The sequence below is a fragment of the Pseudomonas sp. lyk4-TYG-107 genome, from assembly GCF_030209055.1.
GTDB lineage: Bacteria > Pseudomonadota > Gammaproteobacteria > Pseudomonadales > Pseudomonadaceae > Aquipseudomonas > Aquipseudomonas putida_A.
This window is the reverse complement of the sequence record NZ_JARVST010000027.1, coordinates 142,689-163,288: the sequence shown is the minus strand read 5'-3', so window position 1 is coordinate 163,288 and position 20,600 is coordinate 142,689. Positions and strand designations below refer to the sequence as shown.

Annotated in this window: 20 protein-coding genes and 1 pseudogene; 10 read left to right on the top strand and 11 right to left on the bottom strand. The window is 60.4% G+C overall.

Annotation, left to right across the window (positions count from 1 at the left end):
• Positions 1–121: 121 nt before the first annotated feature.
• Positions 122–1,141 (top strand): Glu/Leu/Phe/Val dehydrogenase family protein, encoded by a 1,020-nt coding sequence (locus QRN61_RS22175; protein ID WP_047597781.1) that lies wholly within the window; start codon positions 122–124, stop codon positions 1,139–1,141.
• A gap of 178 nt (positions 1,142–1,319) precedes the next feature.
• Here the strand turns inward: QRN61_RS22175 and QRN61_RS22170 are convergent.
• The 5 genes and pseudogenes from QRN61_RS22170 to QRN61_RS22150 form a co-directional block, all read right to left on the bottom strand.
• Positions 1,320–1,574: pseudogene (locus QRN61_RS22170) on the bottom strand (YebG family protein); the annotation flags it as partial.
• A gap of 188 nt (positions 1,575–1,762) precedes the next feature.
• The gene (locus tag QRN61_RS22165; RefSeq protein WP_285375513.1) at positions 1,763–2,533 is read right to left on the bottom strand and encodes an SDR family NAD(P)-dependent oxidoreductase; all 771 of its coding nucleotides are present in this window, start codon (positions 2,531–2,533) and stop codon (positions 1,763–1,765) included.
• A 13-nt stretch (positions 2,534–2,546) separates the two neighbouring features.
• On the bottom strand, positions 2,547–3,695 hold the full coding sequence (locus QRN61_RS22160; RefSeq protein WP_285375510.1) for an oxidoreductase: 1,149 nt from the start codon (positions 3,693–3,695) through the stop codon (positions 2,547–2,549).
• Entirely contained in the window at positions 3,692–4,936 is a 1,245-nt protein-coding gene (locus tag QRN61_RS22155; protein WP_115990443.1) for an AfsA-related hotdog domain-containing protein, read from the bottom strand. The genes QRN61_RS22160 and QRN61_RS22155 overlap by 4 nt, the downstream gene beginning before the upstream one ends.
• A 148-nt stretch (positions 4,937–5,084) precedes the next feature.
• Positions 5,085–5,639, bottom strand: coding sequence for an acyl-homoserine-lactone synthase (locus QRN61_RS22150; RefSeq protein WP_097090418.1), 555 nt, complete (start codon positions 5,637–5,639; stop codon positions 5,085–5,087).
• A gap of 155 nt (positions 5,640–5,794) precedes the next feature.
• Between QRN61_RS22150 and QRN61_RS22145 the strand changes: the two genes are divergently transcribed.
• Both QRN61_RS22145 and QRN61_RS22140 read left to right on the top strand, forming a co-directional pair.
• On the top strand, positions 5,795–6,514 hold the full coding sequence (locus tag QRN61_RS22145) for an autoinducer binding domain-containing protein (protein ID WP_285375506.1): 720 nt from the start codon (positions 5,795–5,797) through the stop codon (positions 6,512–6,514).
• Positions 6,515–6,839: 325 nt separating this feature from the next.
• Entirely contained in the window at positions 6,840–7,340 is a 501-nt protein-coding gene (locus tag QRN61_RS22140) for a phosphate-starvation-inducible protein PsiE (protein ID WP_003221775.1), read from the top strand.
• On the opposite strand, the gene QRN61_RS22135 is transcribed toward QRN61_RS22140, so the two are convergent.
• From QRN61_RS22135 to QRN61_RS22125, 3 genes are all read right to left on the bottom strand, one after another.
• Positions 7,337–7,654, bottom strand: a complete 318-nt coding sequence (locus QRN61_RS22135) for a DUF3509 domain-containing protein (RefSeq protein ID WP_007968083.1) — start codon at positions 7,652–7,654, stop codon at positions 7,337–7,339. The two genes, QRN61_RS22140 and QRN61_RS22135, sit on opposite strands and share 4 nt — an antisense overlap.
• Positions 7,655–7,949: 295 nt before the next feature.
• Positions 7,950–9,251 carry an HAAAP family serine/threonine permease gene (locus QRN61_RS22130; RefSeq protein WP_115988185.1) on the bottom strand — a complete coding sequence of 434 codons (1,302 nt, stop codon included), beginning with the start codon at positions 9,249–9,251 and terminating at the stop codon, positions 7,950–7,952.
• Between the two features lie 86 nt (positions 9,252–9,337).
• Positions 9,338–10,714 carry an L-serine ammonia-lyase gene (locus tag QRN61_RS22125; protein WP_096795390.1) on the bottom strand — a complete coding sequence of 459 codons (1,377 nt, stop codon included), beginning with the start codon at positions 10,712–10,714 and terminating at the stop codon, positions 9,338–9,340.
• Positions 10,715–10,849: 135 nt separating this feature from the next.
• Between QRN61_RS22125 and QRN61_RS22120 the strand changes: the two genes are divergently transcribed.
• Together QRN61_RS22120 and QRN61_RS22115 are read left to right on the top strand one after the other, a co-directional pair.
• Positions 10,850–11,797, top strand: coding sequence for a LysR substrate-binding domain-containing protein (locus tag QRN61_RS22120; protein WP_096795391.1), 948 nt, complete (start codon positions 10,850–10,852; stop codon positions 11,795–11,797).
• 200 nt (positions 11,798–11,997) lie between these two features.
• Positions 11,998–12,402, top strand: a complete 405-nt coding sequence (locus QRN61_RS22115) for an HPF/RaiA family ribosome-associated protein (RefSeq protein WP_027610895.1) — start codon at positions 11,998–12,000, stop codon at positions 12,400–12,402.
• A 213-nt stretch (positions 12,403–12,615) separates the two neighbouring features.
• Here QRN61_RS22115 and fecA read toward each other — a convergent pair whose 3' ends face one another.
• The 3 genes from fecA to QRN61_RS22100 all read right to left on the bottom strand — a co-directional run bounded on the left by fecA (position 12,616) and on the right by QRN61_RS22100 (position 16,532).
• On the bottom strand, positions 12,616–14,946 hold the full coding sequence (gene fecA, locus QRN61_RS22110) for a TonB-dependent Fe(3+) dicitrate receptor FecA (protein WP_285375501.1): 2,331 nt from the start codon (positions 14,944–14,946) through the stop codon (positions 12,616–12,618).
• A 168-nt stretch (positions 14,947–15,114) separates the two neighbouring features.
• Complete coding sequence (locus tag QRN61_RS22105) at positions 15,115–16,047, bottom strand: DUF4880 domain-containing protein (RefSeq protein WP_097090421.1); 933 nt, start codon at positions 16,045–16,047, stop codon at positions 15,115–15,117.
• Complete coding sequence (locus tag QRN61_RS22100) at positions 16,044–16,532, bottom strand: sigma-70 family RNA polymerase sigma factor (protein WP_027610898.1); 489 nt, start codon at positions 16,530–16,532, stop codon at positions 16,044–16,046. Before QRN61_RS22100 ends, QRN61_RS22105 begins: the two co-directional genes overlap by 4 nt.
• Positions 16,533–16,710: 178 nt before the next feature.
• On the opposite strand from QRN61_RS22100, the gene QRN61_RS22095 reads away from it, so the two are divergent.
• The 5 genes from QRN61_RS22095 to QRN61_RS22075 are packed head-to-tail and all read left to right on the top strand — an operon-like array spanning position 16,711 to position 20,476.
• The gene (locus QRN61_RS22095; RefSeq protein WP_007967542.1) at positions 16,711–17,016 is read left to right on the top strand and encodes a DUF3649 domain-containing protein; all 306 of its coding nucleotides are present in this window, start codon (positions 16,711–16,713) and stop codon (positions 17,014–17,016) included.
• Positions 17,013–18,596, top strand: a complete 1,584-nt coding sequence (locus QRN61_RS22090) for a PepSY-associated TM helix domain-containing protein (RefSeq protein ID WP_285375496.1) — start codon at positions 17,013–17,015, stop codon at positions 18,594–18,596. The genes QRN61_RS22095 and QRN61_RS22090 overlap by 4 nt, the downstream gene beginning before the upstream one ends.
• Positions 18,596–18,922 carry a DUF3325 domain-containing protein gene (locus tag QRN61_RS22085; RefSeq protein ID WP_097090424.1) on the top strand — a complete coding sequence of 109 codons (327 nt, stop codon included), beginning with the start codon at positions 18,596–18,598 and terminating at the stop codon, positions 18,920–18,922. Before QRN61_RS22090 ends, QRN61_RS22085 begins: the two co-directional genes overlap by 1 nt.
• Position 18,923: 1 nt before the next feature.
• Entirely contained in the window at positions 18,924–19,490 is a 567-nt protein-coding gene (locus tag QRN61_RS22080) for an RNA polymerase sigma factor (RefSeq protein WP_285375492.1), read from the top strand.
• Positions 19,487–20,476, top strand: coding sequence for a FecR family protein (locus tag QRN61_RS22075; protein WP_285375490.1), 990 nt, complete (start codon positions 19,487–19,489; stop codon positions 20,474–20,476). The genes QRN61_RS22080 and QRN61_RS22075 overlap by 4 nt, the downstream gene beginning before the upstream one ends.
• The last annotated feature ends 124 nt before the right edge of the window (positions 20,477–20,600 follow it).

Below are 20,600 nucleotides of genomic sequence, written 5' to 3'. Positions count from 1 at the left end.
GTACCGGCCAGGTTATGCCGCAAAGTCGCCGTCGAAGCGGGCGCTTATTCCGGTGCGCTTCAGCAATTTTTGGGCGCAAGCCTATACTGGCGTCTACCAGAAGTGATTCGGGAGCCTGCCGATGTTCGCTCTCATGCAAAGCACTCGCCTGGAATCGCTGCACCTCAGCGTTGACCCGGTCACCGGGTTGAAGGCGGTCATTGCCATTCATAACAGTCGCCTCGGGCCTGCCCTGGGCGGTTGCCGTTATCTTGCCTATCCCAACGACGAATCCGCAGTCGAGGATGCCATACGCCTCGCGCAGGGCATGAGCTACAAGGCGGCACTGGCCGGGCTCGATCAGGGCGGCGGGGTGGCGGTGATCGTGCGCCCGGCGCATGTGGAAAACCGCGCTGCGTTGTTCGAAGCGTTTGGCCGCTGCATCGAGCAGCTCGACGGTCGCTACATCACCGCCATCGACAGCGGCACTTCGGTGGCGGACATGGATTGCATTGCCCAGCAGACCCAGCATGTCACCAGCACCACCTCGGCCGGCGACCCGGCGCCGCATGCGGCGATGGGCGTGTTCACCGGGATTCGCGCCACCGCCATGGCGCGGCTGGGCAGCGACAATCTTGAAGGCTTGCGCGTGGCGATTCAGGGCTTGGGCAATGTCGGATATGCGCTGGCGGAGCAACTGCATGCGGCGGGCGCCGAGTTGCTGGTCAGCGACATCGACCACGGCAAGGTGCAACTGGCGATGGAGCAGCTCAATGCGCATCCGATCGCCAACGATGCCTTGCTCAGCACACCCTGCGACATCCTTGCGCCGTGCGGCCTGGGTGGTGTGCTCAACAGCCACACGGTGACGCAACTGCGCTGTTCGGCGGTGGCCGGTTCGGCGAACAATCAACTGACGCATCTGGATGTGGCTGATCAACTGGAGCGACGCGGGATTCTGTATGCGCCGGATTATGTGATCAACGCGGGCGGGTTGATTTATGTCTCGCTCAAGCATCGCGGCGAAGAGCTGGGGACGATTACTGCGCACCTGTCGAAGATTTCTTCGCGGCTGACCGAGGTGTTTGCCCATGCGCAGGCCGAGAAGCGTTCGCCGGCGCGGGTGGCGGATGAGTTGGCGGAGAAAGTCCTGTATCGCTGAAAAGCAAAAGATCGCAGCCTGCGGCAGCTCCTACATATGGAATGCGTATTCCCTGTAGGAGCTGCCGCAGGCTGCGATCTTTTCGATTCAAACGTGGTTACTTGGCAGCTTTCGCCGCTTTAACCGGCTTCACTGGAGCTTCTTCCGGCTCAGCCGCTGCGTCTTTTTCGACTACTTCTGCCGGTGCATTGATCAGCTCCGACAGTGCATCAGGCTGGCTCTTGAAGGCCTTGGCGAACACATCGCGGTTCTTCGCCATGTAGATCCCGACTTCTTCAACCTGTTGCTCGTTCAGCGACGGCACGGCTTTTTGCAACACTTCGGACAGCATCTCGGCCAGTTCGAGCATTTTGTCATGACGGTCAGCTTCGGCTTTATCCATGAACAAGCGCTCCAGATCTCGGCTGCTGCGGTATACCACTTCGACGGCCATTCACCACCTCACATGCCTTCACATTTAGTTGTCTTAGCGACTACTGTATTTATATACAGCGAAAGGATAAGCGAATCCCTGCGCTTTGGGTAGTGGCTTTTCAATGTAGACCGGATTCGGCATTTTTCCTGATGCGCGCGCCTCAAACAAAACGACCCGCACACGGCGGGTCGTTGGTTTTTTTGATTTCAGAACTTGCCGCTGGCGTAACCACCATCGATAGGCATGATCACACCCGTGACGTATGCGGATTGATCGCTGAGCAGCCAGAGCACCGCGTTGGCCACTTCGTCCGCCGTGCCGAAGCGCTTCATCGACGTCACGTTGATTTTGCGCTGGGTGTTTTCCGGTGCGGCTTTCAGGCGTGCCTCGTTGTTCATGCCGCCGAGAATCGGCCCGGGGGCGACCGCATTGACGCGAATGCAGCCGCCTTCTTCCAGTCGCGCATTCTCGATCGACGCCACCTGGGTCATGCCATTGATCGCCTGCTTGCTGGCGACATAGGCGACCTGGCCGCCAATCGGTACCACGCCGGCGCAGGACGAGGTATTGACGATGGCCCCGGTGCCGCGGGTGAGCATCAGTTGCAGTTCATGGCGCATGCAGTGGTAGGTGCCGTTGACGTTGATGTTCATCACCTTCATCCAGTCGTCCGGGCACGATTGCGCGAGCGCTCCGTATTTGGCGGTCACGCCGGCATTGTTGAACGCGCAATCGAGGCGGCCGTAGGCCGAACGAATGGTCGCGAACGCCTGCTCGACCTGCTCCGGATCACCGACATCGCAGGCGATAAAGCGGCAGTGTTCACCCAGCCGATCGGCCAGCGCCGCGCCTTTTTCCTCGTCCCGGCCGAACACGATCACATCGGCGCCGGCCTTGATCAGGCGTTCGCTGACGGTTTCGCCAATGCCACTGGTGCCGCCGGTGACCAGGCACACTTTTCCCAGAAAATCGTACATATGTCGCATCTCCTTATGCCAACGCGGGGCGTAAATATTTCGGGTTTACGCAGCAATACACCCGATCCAGTCGCGGATTGCTTTTGTCACTGAAGCACTGGCTGTCCCATCGGCATTTGTGGATGTCGGCGGAGCGGCCCTGCAGGGTTTTGTTGATCAGGTCGTTGTCGGCAAACAGCGCCCGCGACATCCCCACCCAATCGCATACGCCGTCGGCGAGCAACTGCTCGGCCTTGTCCAGACCGTCGATGAAACCGGCGTAACCCACCGGTACTGTCGACACCGACTTGATCGCCCGCACTCCGGCTTGCAGGTAATGGTCCATGGTCTCCGAATGCACAATCAACTGGCCGAAGGTCGCGCCCATGCACATCGAACATTCCAGCGCGGCAACACCGGCCTGACAGAGCGCCTGCACGGTTTCCTTGAGGTCCGGATATTGCAGCCCTTCAGCGCCCAGACGGTCGTCGATGCCCAGACGAATAGTGACGATCAGTTGGCCCTGGGTGCGCTCGCGGATGGCCTTGACCACGTCGAGCAACAGTCGCGCACGGTTCTCTTCGCTGCCGCCATATCGGTCAGTGCGCTTGTTGGTGTGCGGCGAAAGAAAACTGCTCAGCAGGTAGCCGTTGGACGCCTGCAACTGCACCAGACGTGCGCCGTTGGTCCAGGCCAGCCAGGCGGAGTGGGCGAACTGCTCGATTACCAGGGCGATGTCGCTTTCGTCCATGATCCGCACGCGGTAATCCGGATCGAGTTTCGACACGCGCGGGCAGGGCACGCCACTCGGGGTCAGCACGGCAACGCCGGTGTGGGTGGTGGTGCCCTGACCGCCGTAATGCTGCAATTGCACACCCACCGGCGTGTTGACCTGCTCGGCCATCGCGAACATCGCCTTGAGCGATTCGCCCTGATGCTCCTCGAACAGGCCGAGCCCGGTGCTCTGTAAACGCGACTGCGGCGAGACCGTGGCGTTGCACAGAAACGCCATGGAGCAACCGCCCTCCATGATGCCCTGATAGAACTCGATCATGGCGGGCGTCACGGACCCGCTGTGATCGGCCAGGTCCACGCCCATCGACGCGAAGAACAGCCGATTGCGCAACTCCAGCCCGCCGGCCAGCCGCAGCGGCTCCAGCACGTGGGGATAGCGCGGCATCATGCTTCCTTCCTTTGTTCGGGCATCGCCGAAGCCTGGTCGAAGGTCATCCACAACGGTTGGCCGAGGACGGGCGCCGGAACCGGGGCGGTTTCTTCGTGGGAGAAGTAAGCGAACTGTTTGAGCACTTCGCGCCACTTGAAGCGCAACGGCGAATCCAGCTCTGCCAGGTGCAGTTTGAGCGTGCCGGCCTTTGTCGCGTCGCTGGCGTGCAGCGATTGCAACGGCAGGCTGATCATCCCTTCGTTTTCCAGGTACAGGTAGACGTGTCCGCGCTCGGAAGCCTCGAGCGGGCTGTCGCATTGCACTTGCAGACCGGCCATCGACAACAGTTCAAGGCGGGCGGAGAGGTGACGACCGGAATCCAGGCGCACCAGCACTTCATGGCGTATGCCCTTGAGCGGACGGAACCAGCAGGCCGGGTCGATGTTGATATTCCGCATGCGCTTGAACACCGGCATCTTGATCACTTCGCCGTGCAGGCGAATGTCGGCCACCAGCTCGCCACGCTGGAAGAAACGCGCACGCTTGTCGACCTTGCGTGCCCGTGGCTGGGCCATGCCTTCGTAGTCGCCAACCAGCACATCCACCTGAAACGAAGACTCGGTGTAACGGGGAAAACTCGACAGCAGATCAACGATGGAAATCGACACCTCGCCGCGGGCATAACCGCTGTGCTCGTAGAACTGCGCGTACATGGCCTGGCGTGCCGCTTCGATCAGCATCAGGCCGGGCACGTGTTCGTGGTGCTTGCGGTAGAAAAAGTAATTGGCGGTGTCGTTGAACAGGGTGAAATAGAGCAGACCCTGCTGCGGGCAGCCGTCCAGGTTTTTCAGGACATCATGTACCTGCCGGCGCTGATCGAGGCTCAGGCCGTTGCCGCAACCGGGCAGTCGAGCCAGTTTGGCTTCGGTGCTTTCCAGCACCCAGATGCCGCTGAGGATCAGGTGGTCGGTGGCCTTTTCGTAATTCGTCAGCAGTTCCGGCAGACAGTCCGACAGGCCTGCCTGTTCGAGCTCTTCCAGGTCAATGATGGTTGGCAGCGAGCGCAGCACCAGACGTTCGCTGTCCAGCCGATAGGCCTGATTGACGATCTCCAGATCCATTGGATCAAGGTTCGCCCGTTGCACGACGGCGGCCGGCAGCCAGGCCGGCAGCAAGTGGTGAGCGTCGTAAATCAGCACGTCGTCATCGTGGCCTTTGTGGACGATGTCTTTGGCAACTTTCCTGTGCATGTCGATCATGATCATCCCTCTGTGTTGAACGTTGGTTGTAAGGCAGTTGCTATCCATGGCGTGAAATCGACCCACACCCAAAGGTGCTGCTCGACGCGTATCAGCAGCTTCAGTTGATGTGTTTTCTTGTTTTCTTGTTATCGAGTGTCGGGCAGGGTTACTGCACCGTGATGTAGCAGGCGCCCAGGGTTCGGTTGTCCAGAACCTGCAGCGGCGCCAGCCATTTGTAGTCGATGCCGCCACGTCTGAGCAGGCGTCCGATGGCAACCGGGGACACTGACACCAGATGTGAAACGCCGCAGGTTCGGGCGTACTCCAGCGTGGCCATGAACAGGCCAACGGTGTTTTCGTCGGACATCACCTGTTCGTTTTTACCGCCCTCGGCATCGAGGTCCAGTGAGGTGAAGCGCGACAGCTCCCAGATGTCATCGCCGCACGGGGCAGGCTTGTCGCCGAGCAACGAGGTGAACACTTCACTCAGCAGATACGGCTGGGTGGTGGGCAGCAGGCGGGCGCATCCCTTGATGTTGCCGTCGTGCTCTTCGGCGACAATGTAGTGGGTGCCGCTGTGATCAAATTGGTCGAACTCGAAATCGTCCGGCGTGGATAATTGCCAGCCGAGGCGTTCGACGAACACCTGATAGCGATATTGAGCCAAGCGTTGACGCTTTAGTGTCGTCAACTCGTCATAACGTCCTGACAAGTAATCCATCACAGATTCCGTTTAGTGATTGGTTGGGTGGCGATTAAAGTGCACACTGCGCTCGCATACTACCTGTCACCCTTGACAGCTAGCGGAAACATTTGGAAATATGCTAGGCATGTTGGCAAGAGGCCGACAGCATTAACTGTGGGAAAGGAATCTCTATGTCATATTGGCAGGCTGAACTGTTGGAAAACGCCATGTCTGCAACGGATGTCGAGTTGTTGTTCGACAGTATCAAGACCGTCGCCAGGCAGTTGGAGTTTGATTATGTGGCTTACGGGTCACGCCGGCTTTTCCCCATCACCAAACCTTGTCTTTTTCTCGCCAATAATTATTCGCCCGCCTGGCAAGCTGCCTATTCCGCCAATCGTTACCTGGACATCGATCCTTACGTCCAGCGCGCAATGCGCAGCGTGAAACCGGTGCTGTGGGACGCTGAACTCAAGGCTCAGATGCCCGAATTCTGGCAGGATGCGCAGGCTCACGGGCTCTCGGAGGGCTGGGGGCAGACGCTGCTCAACAGCGAAACTCAAGGGCTGGTGACCTTTGCCCGGGGCAGCGGGACGATCACCGCGCTGGAACTCGAAACCAAACAGGCGCAGCTGTCCTGGCTGGCTCAGATTACTCACCTGGGCCTGACGCGCCTGCAGATGCGCGGCGCCGATTCGGTGCTCCCGGTGCCGATAGAACTGTCGCAGAGAGAAAAGGAAATCCTGCAATGGACCGCTGACGGAAAGTCATCGGACGATGTTTCGGTGATCCTCGGTATCAGCAAAAGGACAGTAAACTTCCATATTAATCATTGCCTGAAAAAACTCGGTTGCCAAAACAAGATCGCCGCTGCAGTTAAAGCTTCGCTGATGGGCCTGCTGTGGAAATAATTACCCTGATAATTTATTGGATAACTAACTGGTGAATACCCGGAGTGTTTGTGCGCGAGTTCACAGATTTTCCCGATTAATAATATTTCATTTATAAGCTAATGCCTTTTCAAGCGTAACGAATTCATCAAGAAACTTCAGTTATAGCGTCACAAACATTCCTGTCGACGGTGCCTGTTCAACGGTGCGACCAAACGCCACGGCGCAGGTTTCATGCCGGCTCGCCATGATGCGTGGCCTCGTTTCTGCATGGCGCATAGCGCATACGGAAAACCGTCACGTCCAACCGGCATCATCCGCTCGCATCGGGCTAAGGAACATCATCGTGAAAATCAACTGGGCCGAGAAACTGCGGCAAAACGTGCATCAACTGGCCGAGTCCCTGGGCAACCTGTTCGTCGAGACCTTCCACTACCTGGCGCTGTTCGCCATTGGTGCGGTGACCGCATGGGCGGCGGTGATGGAATTTCTCGGCATGCTCGAAGAAGGCCACATCAAGATCGATGACATTCTGTTGCTGTTCATCTATCTGGAACTGGGGGCAATGGTCGGGATTTACTTCAAGACCAACCACATGCCGGTGCGCTTCCTGATCTACGTGGCGATCACTGCGCTGACCCGCCTGCTGATCTCCAACGTCTCGCACCACAACCCGCCGGACATGGGCATCATCTACCTGTGCGGCGGCATTCTGCTGTTGGCGTTCTCGATCCTGGTGGTGCGTTACGCCTCGTCGCAATTTCCGTCGGTGAAGATCGAAAAACCGCAACGCAAGCTCGGCGCCGGCTCCGGTGAACACCCCGAGATCGAGAAGGGCGAGCTTTAAAGCCCCATCGACGGCCGAGGCTGGCCGTTGCTCTGCTGCGGTGGCGGAGGCAGCCCGTCGCCGCTGGTCATCGCTTCAAGGATCGCCATGGCGCTGTGGCCCTGTTCGATGGCGATGCCGAACTGAATGCTTTGCACCAGCCGCTTGAGCCGTACCGGATCGTTGCGCTGTTCGGCGCTGATCATCCGTTTGGCGACGATTCGGCCGCTGTTCGACAGGGTCAGCATGATGCTGCCGTCCAGCCCCTGAATGCTCAGGTTGATCTGATAGTCCGGCGCGAAGGCATCGGTAATGATCTGAAAAGGGTTGTCCATGATGCGTCACCGCCTGATTGAACGTGCAGTTGTTGACCGGCCGTGATCGGGTTGGTTCGCAATACCTGATCATCGGCGATTCCGTGGCCTGTGTTGTTGCTTTATGTGGGAGCTGCCGCAGGCTGCGATCTTTTGATCTGCGCTGTTTTGACTTCGGTCATGAAGATCAAAAGATCGCAGCCTGCGGCAGCTCCTACAGGGGATTTGCAAGGGGCATGCCGGGAAAATTGTTGGACAATGGATACGGCATAAAAAAGGCGAGCCCATGGCTCGCCTTTGTCATTTGTGGCCCGTTTCAGGGCAGAACCGAGTAGATGATCGCCGACAGTGCAATCAGGCCGATCAGCACCACGAACACGTTCGACGCCTGTCCCGAGTACTGGCGCAAGGCTGGCACGCGGCGGATGGCGTACATCGGCATCAGGAACAACAGGCAGGCAATCACCGGCCCGCCGAGGGTTTCGATCATGCCGAGGATGCTCGGGTTAAAGGTGGCCACGGCCCAGCAACTGAGGATCATGAACAGCGCAGTCGCACGGTTCAGCCAGCTCGCCGACATCACCTTGCCACGACCGCGCAGGCTCTTGACGATCATGCCCTGAAAGCCTTCGCTGGCGCCGATGTAGTGGCCGAGGAAGGATTTGGTGATCGCCACCAGCGCAATCAGCGGTGCGGCGTAAGCGATGACCGGGGTCTGGAAGTGGTTGGCCAGGTACGACAGGATCGAAATGTTCTGCGCCTTGGCCGCGGCCAGATCGGCCGGCGACAGCGCCAGCACACAGCTGAAGCAGAAGAACATCACCGTCACCACCATCATCCCGTGGGCCATGGCGAGGATGCCGCTGCTCTTGCGTTCGGCCTCGGCGCCGTAGCGCTGCTTCTGGTCAACCGCGAAGGCGGAGATGATCGGCGAGTGGTTGAACGAGAACACCATCACCGGGATCGCCAGCCACAGGGTCTTGAGGAACGTCGACAGCGGCATCGCTTCCTTGGCGCTGGCGAAGAACGCGCCGTTCCAGTTGGGGATAAGGCTCAGGCCGAGCAACAGCAGCGCGGCGACGAACGGATAGACCAGCACGCTCATGGCTTTGACGATCACGTTCTGCCCGCAGCGCACGATCGCCATCAGGCCGAGGATCAGCACCAGCGACAGGATTGCCCGAGGTGGCGGCGCGATGTGCAATTGATGTTCGAGAAAACTGCTCAGGGTGTTGGTCAGTGCAACGCTGTACACCAGCAGGATCGGGAAGATCGCGAAGAAGTACAGCAGGGTGATCAGCTTGCCGGCACCGATGCCGAAGTGTTCTTCAACGACTTCGGTGATGTCGCCCGAACGCCCGGACAAGACGAAGCGGGTCAGGCCCCGGTGGGCGAAGAAGGTCATCGGGAACGCCAGCAACGCCAGAATCAGCAATGGCCAGAAACCGCCGACACCGGCGTTGATCGGCAGAAACAAAGTGCCGGCACCGATGGCGGTGCCATACAGACCGAGCATCCAGGTGGTGTCGGATTTGCTCCAGCCCTTGTGGGCTATTTCGGTGTTGCGTGTGCGATCTACAGCGGGATTTTCGGCAGCAGGTGTACGTACATCGGTCATCGTTTTTGCCTCGTTATTATTTTTGCTCGGGCTCACGGTTGGCGGGCCGCAAGTTGCGGCCCGCCGGGACGGTCAGGCAATGCGCGTCAGCATTCCACCCAGTTCACAGCCAGGCCGCCCCGTGAAGTCTCTTTGTATTTGTCGTGCATGTCGGCGCCGGTATCGCGCATGGTGCGGATCACCCGGTCGAGGGAAATGAAGTGTTTGCCATCGCCGCGCAGGGCCATTTGCGTGGCGTTGATCGCCTTCACGGCGGCGATGGCATTGCGTTCGATACACGGCACCTGCACCAGGCCGCCGACCGGGTCGCAGGTCAGGCCGAGGTTGTGTTCCAGGCCGATTTCAGCGGCGTTTTCCAGTTGCTCCGGGGTCGCGCCGAGCACTTCAGCGAGGCCCGCCGCGGCCATGGCGCAGGCTGAACCGACTTCGCCCTGACAGCCGACTTCGGCGCCGGAGATCGAGGCATTTTTCTTACACAGAATGCCGACGGCGGCGGCGCCCATGAAGAATGCGACGACGTCATCGTCAGACGCGTCCGGATTGAATTTCATGTAGTAGTGCAGCACGGCAGGAATGATCCCGGCCGCGCCGTTGGTCGGCGCGGTGACCATGCGCCCGCCGGCAGCGTTCTCTTCGTTGACGGCGAGGGCGAACAGGTTGACCCACTCCATCGCCGACAGCGTCGAACTGATCACGTTCGGCTTGCCGATTTCCAGCAGGCTGCGGTGCAATTTCGCCGCGCGGCGCGGCACGTTCAGCCCACCGGGCAGGATGCCTTCGTGGCGCAAGCCCTGTTCGACACACTCGCGCATCACCGACCAGATGTGCAGCAAGCCGTTACGGATTTCAGCGTCGCTGCGCCAGGCCCGTTCGTTGGCCATCATCAACTCTGAGACTCGCAGGTTGTGGGTTTTACACAGGCTCAGCAGTTCGGCAGCGCTGGAAAAATCGAACGGCAGCACCACGTCGCCGGCCGGTGCCACACCGGACTCGGCTTCCGCCGCTTCGATGATGAAACCGCCGCCAATCGAGTAGTACGTTTGCGTGAACAGCTCGGCGCTTTCGCCAAAGGCTGTCAGCGACATGGCGTTGGGGTGGTAAGGCAGGCTTTCGTCCAGCAGCAGGAGATCGTACTGCCAGTTGAAGGAAATTTCTCTGTGCCCGGCCAGCAGCAACAGGCCGCTTTCGCGCAGTTGCTGGATGCGTGGGTCGATGGTCGCCGGATCGATGCTGTCCGGCCATTCACCCATCAGGCCCATGACCGTCGCGCGGTCGGTGGCGTGGCCGACACCGGTGGCTGACAGCGAACCGTACAAACGGATTTCCACGCGGCGCACATCGTTGAGCAACCGTTGATCGATCAGCGCCTGGGCGAAGGTCGCGGCGGCTCGCATCGGGCCAACGGTGTGGGAGCTGGACGGGCCTATGCCGACTTTGAATAGATCGAAAACACTGATAGCCATGCTAAACCCTTACAAGCAATGGAGTAGGAATCGCTGCCATTTTTTGTAGGACAAGCGCAATGTCGGCGATACTGCCTACGTCAGATCTACGTGACCAACGAAACTTCCTAAGAAAGCCTTTAGCAGGACTAAACGATGAGTCGTCAATTGCATGCCCAGACCTACGTCTGGCTGCAGGTGTTTTCCTGTGCCGCGCGGCACCTGTCGTTCACCCGTTGCGCTGAAGAGCTGCACATCACTCCGGGGGCGGTCAGCCAGCAGATTCGCCAGCTGGAAGAGCGCCTCGGTTTTCGCCTGTTCCACCGACGAGCGCGGGGCGTGGAGTTGAGTGCGGAAGGCCAGCGGTTAGCGATTACCGTCAACGAGGCCTACGGCAGCATTGATGCGGAATTGCGTCGACTGGATGCGGGGATGATCAGCGGGATTCTGCGGGTGCGTTCGATTCCGTCGTTCCTCAGCAAATGGCTGACCCCGCGTTTGCCGCGTCTGCAGCAGCGCTATCCGGACATCCAGTTGCGCCTGGTGGCCGAGGACAGCAGCGTGCCGTTGCACGAGGGCGATTTCGATCTGGCGATTGACCTGAACGACGGCAGCTATCCGGGACTGTTATCCACAGCCTTGCTCGATGAGCAGATTTTCCCGGTGTGTGCGCCGAATTTGTTGCGCGGACGCCCTCCGCTGCACGGGCCGGCGGATCTGGTGCATTTCCCGTTGTTGCACGACATCACCGCCTGGCGTGGCAGTTATGAATATGCGGAATGGGAGTTTTATCTGAACGCGATCGGTTTTGAGGGTGCCGACGTTCGGCGTGGGCACACGTTCAATCGCAATCACCTGACCATCGAAGCGGCAATTGCCGGCATGGGCGTGGCGATTGCCCGACGCACGTTGCTCAACGATGAACTGGAGCGCGGGACGTTGATTGTGCCGTTCGGCCTGTCGGTGCCCAACCACAAACGCTACGTGCTGCTGTATGCGCCGGGGGCCTTGAGCCATCCGGGCGTGCGCGCGGTGCATGACTGGCTGGTGGAGGAGGCGGGAATTTTCCGTAGCTTGCACCCGTTGAACGACGGGCAATTGTGAGCAGATTTTGCAGGGTTGCGAAGCGACCCAACTCCCGACCTTACCAGTGACTTGCCCGGTTGTCCGGCTTTTTTTGCGAATGAATATTTATCTTTTTTCAGGGGTTGAAATGTTCGCCGGTCGGGCCGATTGTTGTAACCAGGAGGTCAGGAAATCCAATTCAAGGCCTCTGGCGAGCTAGCTGAAATAAGGGATGAACTATGCAAATCCAAGTCAACAGCGATAACCATATTCAAAGCAGTAAGCGACTGGAGGAGTGGGTACGTACAACTATTGAGAGCACGCTCGAACGTTATGAAGAAGACCTGACCCGTGTCGAAGTCCACCTGAGCGACGAGAACGGCGACAAACCAGGTCCCCATGACTTGCGCTGCCAACTGGAAGCGCGGCCAAAAGGCCATCAACCGATTTCCGTCACCCACAAAGCCGATTCGCTGGAACAGGCGATCGACGGTGCAGCCGAAAAACTGGAACACGCGCTGGAGCACCTGTTTGGCAAACTGCGCGGCAAACCTCGCGCCGCCATCGTGCCATTCAGCAAGGCGAATGATGCACTGCTGGAGGAAGAATTTCTCGAGAACGAACAGGCAGCGATCAACAGTTGATACGCTGATTTTTCAAGCCACCCCATGAGAACGGGCCTGCGCAAGCAGGCCCGTTTTTGTTTGTGTTGCTGAACACTGTGGCGAGGGAGCTTGCTCCCGCTGGGCTGCGAAGCGGCCCCAAAACCTGCAAAGGCGTTCAACAGCCAGACCGCATTAGCAGGATTTACGTCTGCTTCGCAGCCGAGCGGGAGCAAGCTCCCTCGCCACTTTTTTTTAGAAAGCCACAGACGTTTGTACATACACCGTACGCGGTTCACCCACGTACTTGCCCTTGTTGTTGTCATCAAACGAGCGGGTGAAATACTGGGTGTTGAAAATGTTCTTCACCCCCACCGCCACGTTCAGATCCGACAGTTGCGGGCCGAAGTCGTAACCGGCGCGGCTGCTGAACAGCATGTAACCGGGGATCTTGCCGGTGCTGCCGTCGGCGCTTTCCCTGGAGGTGTTGGCATTGTCGGCGAACTGGTCGCTCTGGAAGCTGCTGTCGACGTTGAGTTTCCACGGGCCTTCGGTGTAACCGACGCCAATCGTGCCTTTGTGTTTCGACGAGAACGGCACGCGATTGCCTTTGTTCGGCCCGTCTTCACGGATGGTCGCGTCAACATAGGCATAAGTGGCGTACACATCGAAACCGGCGAGTGCCGGGCTCAAGTCATCCAGCGCATAGTTGACGCTGGTCTCGATGCCTTGATGACGGGTCTCGCCCCGGGCAATCACCGAATCGTTGGTCTGGTTGCTTTCGTACTGGTTGTCGAAGTTGATCAGGAATGCGCCAATCTCGGCGCGCAGGGCGCCGTTGTCATAACGGGTACCGAGTTCCCAGGTGCGGGCTTTCTCCGGTTTCACTTCGCCGCTGCTGACGCGGTTGGGCATCTGGCTGTACTGCACGCTGCCAAACGAACCTTCGGTGTTGGCGTACAGATTCCAGCTGTCGCTCAGGTGATACAGCACGTTCAGCGCCGGCAGCGCGGTGTTGTAGTCGCCCTTGTATTTGACGTCGGTCAGGTTGTTGGTCTGCTGCGACTCGATCATCTCGTAGCGCACACCCGGGGTGATGGTCCATTTGCCGATGTCGATGCGGTCGTCAACGAACAACGCATTGGCTTCGGTGCCACCGCGGGTGTCACGGTCGTTGCGGCTGTCGGTGGTCGGGTATTGGTTGCTGCTGATCGGCGTGCGATAGCGCAATTCGTGGCCAGCCTCGTTGATGTAGCGGTAACCGACGCCGACTTCATGGCTGGTCGGGCCGAGGTCGAAGCCTTGGGCGAAACGTGTTTCGAAACCGCGTACCCAATATTCGCGCGGTGACAGCGAGAGGAAACTGCCCTGATCCAGATAACCGCTGCGCAGGGTCTTGGTGAAGAAGGTGTTGGCGGTGAATTCGCGGCGATCTTCCTGATAGCGATAGCCGAAGTTTAAAATTGTGCGGCGACCCCAGAACTGGTCTTTCAGGCGCGTCGACTGATACGGATCGGCGTCGTAATCGGCGACGCTGAGGCCGCCGGGCATGTCGGCCTTGCCTTCGTAATACTGGGCCATGGCGTTGAAGCTGTTGGCCTCGTCGAGCTGGTATTTGCCCTTGAGGATCAGGTCGTCGATTTCGCTGTCGCTGTGTTCACGCCAGTCACCGCCACGGGTGCCGGAGTAAAGCAGCGCGCCGCCCAGACCATTTTCGTTGGTGCCACCGGCCAGCAGGTTGGCGCTGGTCTTGAAGCCGTCATGGCTCGACGACGGACTGGTCTCCGTCTGGAAGCCACCCTTGACCGTCGGCGCGTCGGGAATGGCACGGGTCACGAAGTTGACCACCCCGCCGACGTTCTGCGGGCCGTAACGCACGGCGCCGCCGCCACGCACCACGTCCACGGCATCCATGTTGCCCATGCTGATCGGCGCAAACGACAACTGCGGTTGGCCGTACGGTGCGAACGGCACGGGAATGCCGTCCATCAGTACGGTCGAGCGCGCGGCCAGGCGCGGATTGAGACCGCGAATGCCGAAGTTCAGCGCCATGTCGTGGCTGCCGGTGCCGTTGTTTTCCGGGGCATTGACCCCGGGGATGCGGTTGAGCACATCGCGCGCCTGAGTCGCGCCCTGCCGTTCAAAATCTTCGCGGCGGATCACATCGCGGGCGCCGGGGTGTTCGAACACGTTGACCTGCGCCGCTTCACCGAGCCAGTCACCGACGACTTTCGAGGTGTCCAGCTCCAGCGCCGTGTCGCCGACCGGTTGCAGGCTGAAGGCATTGTCGCCCTCGGCGCGAGCTTGCAGGCCGGTGCCTTCGAGCAGCGCATCGAGACCTTGTGCAGCGCTGTAGCTGCCTTCGAGGCCACGGCTTTGCACACCGCTGGTGACTTGCGAGCCAAAGGAAATCAGCACGCCGGCTTCACGACCAAACTGGTTGAGGGCGTTTTCCAGCGACGCCGGAGCGATGTGGTAAACCTTGGTTTCGGCAGCCATGACCGGCAGAGCGCTGAAGCTCAGGCTGGCGCCCAGTAAGAGGTTGCGCAGGCGGCGGGCCAGTGGCGTGAGACGGGTGGGGTGCATGAAGGTTGATCCTGAGAAGGTTGAATCAAGGGGGCTTTCCTTCTCTGTCACGCCAGATCTGAAAAACGGCTCATTTTTTTTGAAAGCAAAAGATCGCAGCCTTCGGCAGCTCCTACACTTGTTCAGCCTGTAGGAGCTGCCGAAGGCTGCGATCTTTTGATTTTGCTTCTACGCCCGCGCCTCAACGCTGACCCAATAGCGGGTAAACCGCCGCACTTTCACCGGCAGACTGATTTGCAGCAGATCAAGAATCCGCTCGCTGTCGTCCAGTGGATAGGTCCCGGAGATCAGCAGGTCGGCCACTTTCGCATCGCAATGCAACTGGCCACGACGGTAGCGGCCGAGCTCTTCAAGAAAATCGCCCAGGCGCATGTGTGCGGCGATCAGCATGCCGTCGGTCCAGGCGCCGCTGTTGGCGTCCAGTGGCTTGGCTTCGCTGACGGAAGTGGCGCTGAAACTCAGCTGACGAGCGACGGGCAGCCCCATCGGCGCGTGCCCGTGGCGGATCAATTCGACCTGGCCTTCGAACAGCGCAACTTGTGTGCGATCGGCAAATTGACGGACGTTGATCCGGGCAGCACTGGTTTTCAACAGCCCTTGTGCCGTGTGCACTTCGAACGCTTGTGCGGTGCTCAGAAGGATCTCGCCCTCCAGCAAACGGATCAGCCGCTGCGCGCCATCCACGTCCGCGGCGCTCGCGGTATTGAGCTGCAGCTGACTGCCCGCACCCAGCGTCACCTTGCGTCGCTCGCCCAGCGGGCTGCGGTAGTCGGCGAGCAGGGTCGGCAGCGGATTGTGCTCGCGCATGCCCCAGGTGACGGCAGAACCGGCACCGAGAAGCAGCAGCAATTTGAGCGCCTGACGGCGACTGGAAGACTTCTGCCCGTTCAACGCGGCGTGGACCAATGGCGACGCCACGCCGCGCAAGCGTTGGTTGACCCGCTGCATGTGCTCCCACGCGCGACGATGTTCGCTGTGGGCGTCCAGCCATTGTTGCCAGGCTTGTTGCTGACGCGGGGAGAGCGTGCCTTGCTGCATTTCCATCAGCCAGTGCACGGCCTGTTCGGCCACTTGCGCAGAGAAATCCGGAGCGCGGTTCATAGGGCGAAATAGCAGCGCAGGGCGGCTTTGTGCAGATGACGTTTGACCGTGGCCACCGAGATGCTCAGCTCGGCGGCGATTTGCGGATAAGTCAGGCCATCGACCTGCGCCAGCAAAAAGGCGCGCTTGACCAGACGCGGCAAGCCATCGAGCAGCTGGTCCAGCTCGATCAGGGTTTGCAGGATGATCGCTTTGTCTTCTTCCGATGGCGCAACCATTTCCGGCATCTGCGCCAGCGTGTCGAGGTAGGCGCGTTCCAGATCCTGACGACGGTAATGATTGAACAGCACGCGTTTGGCGAGGGTGGTGAGGAAGGCGCGCGGCTCGATGATCACTGCGGGTTCGCGAGAGCTGAGCACGCGGATGAACGTGTCTTGCGCCAGATCCGCCGCGCTGTCCGGGCAGCCGAGTCTGCGCCGCAACCAGCCGGTGAGCCAGCTGTGGTGGTCGTGGTAGAGCGATTCGACGGGATGGGCGGACGACAAGGGTATTACTCCGGGCGCACGTTGGATGCGTTAGAGAACAAGAACTGTTCGCATTGTAGGGGCGGGCGAGGGTGTCCGGCAATCAGATGCTTTTGCGTATGAGAATATTTATCATTAATATTGCTCGCCTGTTGGTTCGGCTCGTTGGCCGGACGTTTTTTCGTTTCAGGGTCGAAACATGAAAGGCAAACTCGCCTCACTTCCCATGTCCTATCGTCTGGCCGTCACCTCGCGGGTGCTGGCGGCGGTGTTCGGCGGCTATCTGGTCGCGGCGCTGGCCAGTGTCGCGCTGACGATGTGGCTGCCGTTGAGCCGCGCCGAAGCGGTGGTGACCGGTATGACCATTTCCTTTCTGGTCTATCTGGTCGCGGTGCTGTGGTGCTTCGCTTGCCGCACGGCGTGGTCGGCGTGGGTCGGTTTGCTGGTGCCCAGCGTGATTCTGGCGACGGTGTCGGGTGCCGCGCGGGGCTTGGGTTACGCATGAAAGAGGGCTTTCGTCAGTCGATGGCCTGGCTGCACACGTGGACGGGGCTGGTGCTCGGCTGGCTGCTGTTTGCGATTTTCCTCACCGGAACGCTGGCCTATTTCAAGGATGAGATCAGCCACTGGATGCAGCCGGAAATTCCCTCGCGGCCCATCAATGCCGAAGCGAGCCTGACCCTGGCGCAAAGTTACCTGCAGCAACACGCCGCCGGCGCCTCGCGCTGGCTGATCGACTTGCCCGACGCCCGCGATCCCGGCCTGACGGTGCGCTGGCAACAGGCTTCGAACACACCGGGCGAGCGCGGCAAGTTCGAATCCAGAACACTCGACGCGCAGACCGGCAGTGAAGTCCAGGCCCGCGAAAGCCTGGGCGGCGAGTTCTTCTATCGCTTCCATTTCCAGCTGCAAATGCCTTATCCATGGGGCCGCTGGCTGGCGACGATGGCGGCGATGGTGATGTTCGTCGGGCTGATCACCGGCATCATCACCCACAAGAAAATCTTCAAGGACTTCTTCACCTTTCGCCCGCGCAAAGGCCAGCGTTCATGGCTCGACGGGCATAACGCGGTCGGCGTGCTGGTGTTGCCGTTTCACTTGATGATCACCTACAGCAGCCTGGTGATTTTCATGGCGATGGTCATGCCGGCGAGCATTCTGGCGTCCTATAACGGCGACGTGCGCACCTTTTACGACGAAGTTTTTCCGGCATCGAAGACCCCTGAGCGGGCCAACCGGGCGGCGCCGCTGAGCCCGTTGGCACCACTGCTGGCCAAGGCTAGCGGGCAGTGGGCGGGAGGCAGCACCGCGCGGCTGACAGTGAACAACCCGGGGGACGCGAATGCCTCGGTGGTGCTGTCGCGCCGTGGCGACCGCGTCGTCCACGATTTCGGTCGCGCGGTGACGTTCAATGGCGTCACCGGCGAGCGCCTCGGCGGCGCTCCGGAGCAGCCCGTGGCGATGGCCGTCGGCGGCACGTTCTACGGTTTGCACATGGGACACTTCGCCGGGGCGACGTTGCGCTGGCTGTATTTCATCTGCGGTCTGGCGAGTACCGCGATGATCGGCACCGGGCTGGTGATCTGGCTTGGCAAGCGCCAGCTCAAACACGCCAAGAGCGGCGTGATGCCGTTCGAATTGCGTCTGGTGGAAGTGCTGAACATCGCCAGCATGGCCGGGCTGGTGTTGGCGGTGGCGGTGTTCTTTTTGGCCAATCGCCTGTTGCCTGCAGATCTGCTCGGGCGCGCCGATCAGGAAGTGAATGCGTTTTTTATCGCCTGGGCTTTGAGTGTGGTGCATGCGTTGCTGCGCAAAGGGGGCAAGGCCTGGGTCGAACAGCTCGCGCTGGCTGCCGTGCTGTTTATCGCGGTGCCGCTGATCAATTTGACCACACCGTGGAATCTCGGGGTAACGCTGGCGCAAGGTGACTGGACGCTGGCGGGTTTCGATCTGACTTGCCTGGGCGCAGGTCTGTTCCTCGGCTGGGCCGCATGGAAAATGCAGCGTGCCGGCGGCGCCGCCAGCGTGAAAAAAACTCCCCGGGAAAAGCCGCGACCGATCGCGCTTGAGCAGGAGGTCAGCTGATGTTGCTGGCGTTGTTGCTGTGCTATGCCGCCTTCAGCGCGTTGTGTCTGTCGATGCCTCGGCACCATGATGAACTGCTCGGCAACAAACCCTCGGCGCGACGCGCACGGGGTCTGAAACTCGCCGGTTGGCTGTTGCTCGGGCTGTCGCTATGGGCGGCAGTCGCTGCACACGGCTGGAGTTTCGGTCTGGTCGACTGGTTCGCGGTGCTCATGCTCAGCGCCTTGGCGTTGGTGCTGTTGCTGCCGTATCGCCCACGTCTGGCCCTCGCACTGGCCGGGTTGAGCCTGCTGGCCAGTCCGGTCGCTGCCTGGGCGCAGGTCTGACATGCTGATCGGTCATCCCCCGGAATCCCGCGACGACGAGCCGCACGGCGCGCGTGCGCATTTTCTTCAGGTGTTCCTGTCGCAGCGCTCGCAGATGGAGGCGCTGGTCAACCGGCGCGTCGGTTGCCGGGCCACGGCAGCGGATCTGGTGCAGGACCTGTTTCTGCGTTTCTGGCGACGGCCGCTGGTGCAGGTCGAAGAACTCAGCACCTACCTGTTGCGCTGCGCCGGCAACATCGCCATCGATCACTTGCGCAGCGAAGGCACGCGGGTGCGGGTCAACGAGGGTTGGCAACCGGATGCGCCGGACAGTCACGGCAGCGAACCGCAAGCCGCGCTCGAAGCGGGCAATGATCTGCGCCATGTCGAAGCGGCGTTGCGCGCCTTGCCCGAACGCACCCGGCAGATCTTCCTGCTCAATCGCATCCACGGCCGCAAATACGCAGATATCGCCAAAGCTATGGGCCTGTCCCAAAGTGCCGTGGAAAAACATATGATGCGCGCCCTCGAGGCCTGCAAGGCCTGCCTGCGCGAACCCGCGCCACGCCTGCCAGGGAAAGCACCGTGAAAGTCACCGACCGCGTCACCCCGACGCCTGCTCAGGAGCAGGCCGCGCTCGCCTGGCTGAGCCTGCTGCACGACCGCCCGAGCACCGGCGATCAACTGACCTTCAGCCAATGGCTGCGCGCCGACCCGGCCCACGCCGAGGCCTACGCCCAGGCGCAAGTGCTCTGGGAGTTGAGCGAAAGTCCGGCGCGTACCTTGGCCGATGAAGAGGCGTTGGCGTTGCAGGGCTACCTCAATGCGATGGATCGTCCGCGTCGTTTACTGCTGCTGCGCTGGTCGGGCGCGCTGGCGATGGCCGCGTGTCTGATGCTGATGATCAGCCTTGGCACGGGTTGGCAGCCGCAGCGCTGGATCGATGATCTCGGTGCCGATTACGTCTCGGCGCCGGGTGAAGTCCGCACCGTGACACTGGCCGATCAATCGCAAGTCACGCTGGATGCCGACAGTGCCATCGCGGTGGATTTCAGTCAGGGCGAGCGGCATGTGCAATTGCGTCGCGGTGCCGGATTTTTCAGTGTCACGCATACGGGGGATCCGTTTGTGGTCGCGGCGGAGAAGGGCGAGGCGCGGGTGCTCGGCACGCAGTTCGAAGTGCGTCTGCAGCCCGGTGGTGCGCAAGTCACGGTGCTGTCCGGGCGTGTTGGCGTGACGGCGGATCGCAACGCGCAACAGCAGATTCTGACCGCCGGCCAGCAAGTGGCTTACGGGCAGGGCAGTGCGGAAAAACTGCACGCGGTGGACAGCGAGGCGCAACTGGCTTGGCGTCAGGGCTGGCTGAATTACTACAAGGCGTCGCTGGCCGATGTGGTGGAGGATCTGCGGCGCTATTACCCGGGACGGATTGTTGTGCTCAATGATGAGTTGGCTGCGCGCAAGGTCAGCGGCAGTTTTCCGAGCAAGGATCCGCAGGCGGTGCTCAGTTCCCTGCAAGGTGTGATGGGGTTTGAGCAGCATCAGGTGTTGGGGCATCTGATTATTTTGCGCTGAGCCTGCCGGCGCCATCGCGAGCAGGCTCACTCCTACATTTGGAATGTGTTCCCCCTGTAGGAGTGAGCCTGCTCGCGATAGCGTTCTTTCAGACAGCAAAAAATATTTTCAAATTTGTGGTGAG

Coding starts and splice junctions, on each gene's coding strand:
- QRN61_RS22155 (WP_115990443.1), bottom strand. CDS start 4,936: ATGATCGACATGCACAGGAAAGTTGCCAAAGACATCGTCCACAAAGGC.
- QRN61_RS22135 (WP_007968083.1), bottom strand. CDS start 7,654: ATGGACAACCCTTTTCAGATCATTACCGATGCCTTCGCGCCGGACTAT.
- QRN61_RS22105 (WP_097090421.1), bottom strand. CDS start 16,047: ATGAACCGCGCTCCGGATTTCTCTGCGCAAGTGGCCGAACAGGCCGTG.
- QRN61_RS22160 (WP_285375510.1), bottom strand. CDS start 3,695: ATGATGCCGCGCTATCCCCACGTGCTGGAGCCGCTGCGGCTGGCCGGC.
- QRN61_RS22175 (WP_047597781.1), top strand. CDS start 122: ATGTTCGCTCTCATGCAAAGCACTCGCCTGGAATCGCTGCACCTCAGC.
- QRN61_RS22130 (WP_115988185.1), bottom strand. CDS start 9,251: ATGACCGATGTACGTACACCTGCTGCCGAAAATCCCGCTGTAGATCGC.
- fecA (WP_285375501.1), bottom strand. CDS start 14,946: ATGCACCCCACCCGTCTCACGCCACTGGCCCGCCGCCTGCGCAACCTC.
- QRN61_RS22150 (WP_097090418.1), bottom strand. CDS start 5,639: ATGGATTACTTGTCAGGACGTTATGACGAGTTGACGACACTAAAGCGT.
- QRN61_RS22090 (WP_285375496.1), top strand. CDS start 17,013: ATGAAAGAGGGCTTTCGTCAGTCGATGGCCTGGCTGCACACGTGGACG.
- QRN61_RS22125 (WP_096795390.1), bottom strand. CDS start 10,714: ATGGCTATCAGTGTTTTCGATCTATTCAAAGTCGGCATAGGCCCGTCC.
- QRN61_RS22120 (WP_096795391.1), top strand. CDS start 10,850: ATGAGTCGTCAATTGCATGCCCAGACCTACGTCTGGCTGCAGGTGTTT.
- QRN61_RS22080 (WP_285375492.1), top strand. CDS start 18,924: ATGCTGATCGGTCATCCCCCGGAATCCCGCGACGACGAGCCGCACGGC.
- QRN61_RS22095 (WP_007967542.1), top strand. CDS start 16,711: ATGAAAGGCAAACTCGCCTCACTTCCCATGTCCTATCGTCTGGCCGTC.
- QRN61_RS22145 (WP_285375506.1), top strand. CDS start 5,795: ATGTCATATTGGCAGGCTGAACTGTTGGAAAACGCCATGTCTGCAACG.
- QRN61_RS22165 (WP_285375513.1), bottom strand. CDS start 2,533: ATGTACGATTTTCTGGGAAAAGTGTGCCTGGTCACCGGCGGCACCAGT.
- QRN61_RS22085 (WP_097090424.1), top strand. CDS start 18,596: ATGTTGCTGGCGTTGTTGCTGTGCTATGCCGCCTTCAGCGCGTTGTGT.
- QRN61_RS22115 (WP_027610895.1), top strand. CDS start 11,998: ATGCAAATCCAAGTCAACAGCGATAACCATATTCAAAGCAGTAAGCGA.